The organism is Streptomyces sp. NPDC022910 (genome assembly GCF_055561075.1).
The window spans coordinates 1-2,018 of record NZ_JBVHHL010000157.1; the positions used below are offsets into that span (position 1 = coordinate 1).

At 68.2% G+C, this 2,018-nt stretch carries 3 protein-coding genes; 2 read left to right on the forward strand and 1 reads right to left on the reverse strand.

The genetic code is table 11. The annotated features are described in order from the left end of the window. Window positions 1-510: 510 nt before the first annotated feature. The gene (locus tag ACZ3TS_RS42825) at window positions 511-774 is read left to right on the forward strand and encodes a hypothetical protein (RefSeq protein ID WP_467628635.1); all 264 of its coding nucleotides are present in this window, start codon (window positions 511-513) and stop codon (window positions 772-774) included. Between the two features lie 97 nt (window positions 775-871). Continuing rightward, window positions 872-1,066, forward strand: coding sequence for a hypothetical protein (locus tag ACZ3TS_RS42830; RefSeq protein ID WP_467628637.1), 195 nt, complete (start codon window positions 872-874; stop codon window positions 1,064-1,066). A 91-nt stretch (window positions 1,067-1,157) separates the two neighbouring features. Here the strand turns inward: ACZ3TS_RS42830 and ACZ3TS_RS42835 are convergent, their stop codons facing one another. Then, window positions 1,158-1,859: a restriction endonuclease gene (locus tag ACZ3TS_RS42835; RefSeq protein WP_467628640.1), complete on the reverse strand. Its 702-nt coding sequence runs from the start codon at window positions 1,857-1,859 to the stop codon at window positions 1,158-1,160. Window positions 1,860-2,018: the final 159 nt, after the last annotated feature.

Consider the following 2,018-nt stretch of genomic DNA (forward strand, 5'->3'; position numbering starts at 1 on the left):
CGTCACCCGCTCCCGCCTGGGACGACTCGTTCGCCAGGGATTCCTCGAGCAACCCGGACGTGGCCGCTATCAGAAACGGACTTAACGCCCTCTCAGTTGCCATGATGGGATCGCTGCGGACCTGGGCGGACAGCCTGCATCCACCGGTGGCCCTGACGTGTCCCCGTGCTGGGCACCGGCCGTGCATTTCTTCCACCTGTCGCGCCTGCGACCGCAACGGCGAGTAGCCCGGCTCCGCACGTGCCTCATCCCACACCCGGTCGCCTGCCTCGGCCCCAAGCCCACCTCGTTCGGAGGCTGACCATCACCGCCGGGCTGCCATCAAAAACACGGATCGTACTGCTGGGTAGCGGTTTCGGGCCGCATGTCTCTCGAACGGGGAACGACGCCTGGCCCGCCCGCCGACGGGGCGACTAGGCGACGCCACCGCCAGACGGACGGTGCCTCTCCACCGCGCCCACAGCCCTCGTCTCCGAGCCCACCCCAGTCTCCTGGCAGCCGCTTCGCGCCATGACCGATTCGTACTGCGGCGTCACGACCCTGTTGGTCGAGGCCGGGATCGGCTTGCACAAGCTCATGGAGCGCGATGGCGGCCCGGAGCTCAAGCTCGCTTACACGCTTCTCCAGAAGTTCGTGATCGCTCCCGTGGACGAGCGCGCATCGGAGGAGGCCGAGGAGGAGGCGAATCGCATGACCGCCACCGACATCGACCTCGACGCGCTCCCTCCGGACACCCTCGTCGCCGACAAGCGAAGGCTTCCTGGCCGTCCATGAGCTGCTGGATCGCGGCCAAGCCGGCCTCCTGCACCGCAGTACACGCGCCTACCTGCATCACGCACTCACCGGCGTCCTCCAGGAACTGGGGTACTCGGTGGCCCACACCACTTCCGGCCTGCGTATCGAGGGCCTACCCGGCGCCTCAGCCGGAGCGGAGACCGCCAGCACCCTCGCGGACTTCCTCCGCGTCGGCCTGGACAGCCTCGACGGGGCACGCGACCGCAAGAAACGCAGCGAAGACGACGAGGATGGCGACGACGGCCTGGCCGGCGTACCCGCCCGTGTGTAACCGCGTTGCCGTGAACGAGCGAGCCGGCACAACCTGAGCTCGCACTGCGAACATCCTGCAAGATCCGGCCTCACGCTTCCCACGAGGCCGGTTACTTGCCGTACGCCCGCTTCCAGCGTGTCCGGTGCCGGGAGTCGCCCTGTCCCCTGCCGTTCACTTCGCTCAGGGACACCAGGGAGGCCCCGTTGTTCCACAGCCCGAGGTGGTCCCGGTGCACAGCAAGGATTCCGTGCTGCAGCGCGAACTTCTCGGAGGGGCGGCTGAACCGCGTGGTCGTGACGAACACGGCCAGATCAGCCCCGAAGTGCACCTTGGCGCCCAACAGATCTCGCAGTTCCCGGCTCGCGATCGTGCTGCTCGGCGCATAGCGCTTGCACTGGATCACTACGCTCCGGCCGTCCGGGAGCCGGCCGACGACGTCAGCACCGTTGTCGTTCGCACCGCCTACCCGCCGAATGTCGGACCACCCGTCGCGTCGGCAGAGGGCTGCGACCAGTTCTTCGAACTCGGTGCCGGTCATCGCGTCCACCTCCGCGAGCGTCCGGTAACCAGCCTTCACCGCCTCTTCGTGCCGCCACAGACGGTCCCGGCCGCGCACGAGCCGGTCCGTACGCCACAGCCACCATCCCGCCAATGCGACGCCGCCAAGCAGCGCAGCCCCCGTGACGTACGGCCACACGAGCGACCAGAAGACCACCAACAGGACCAGCACCAGGCCACCGCCGACCGCCACCGCCTTCAGCCGTACCGCTCGCCGCCTGCGAGCAGCCGCACCCCGTCCACGCCCAGCCACGGTCGAAGCCCCTCCCCCATAGGTCCGTGTACGGAAGTCTGAGCACCCTGAGGCAGCACGAGAACGGTAGCTGTCAATCCGGATGAGACGTCAGGCTGCTTGTGCGGCCTGTGATGACGCGGTGTCGGGTGCGGCTTCGGTGGCGGGTGGATTGATCCA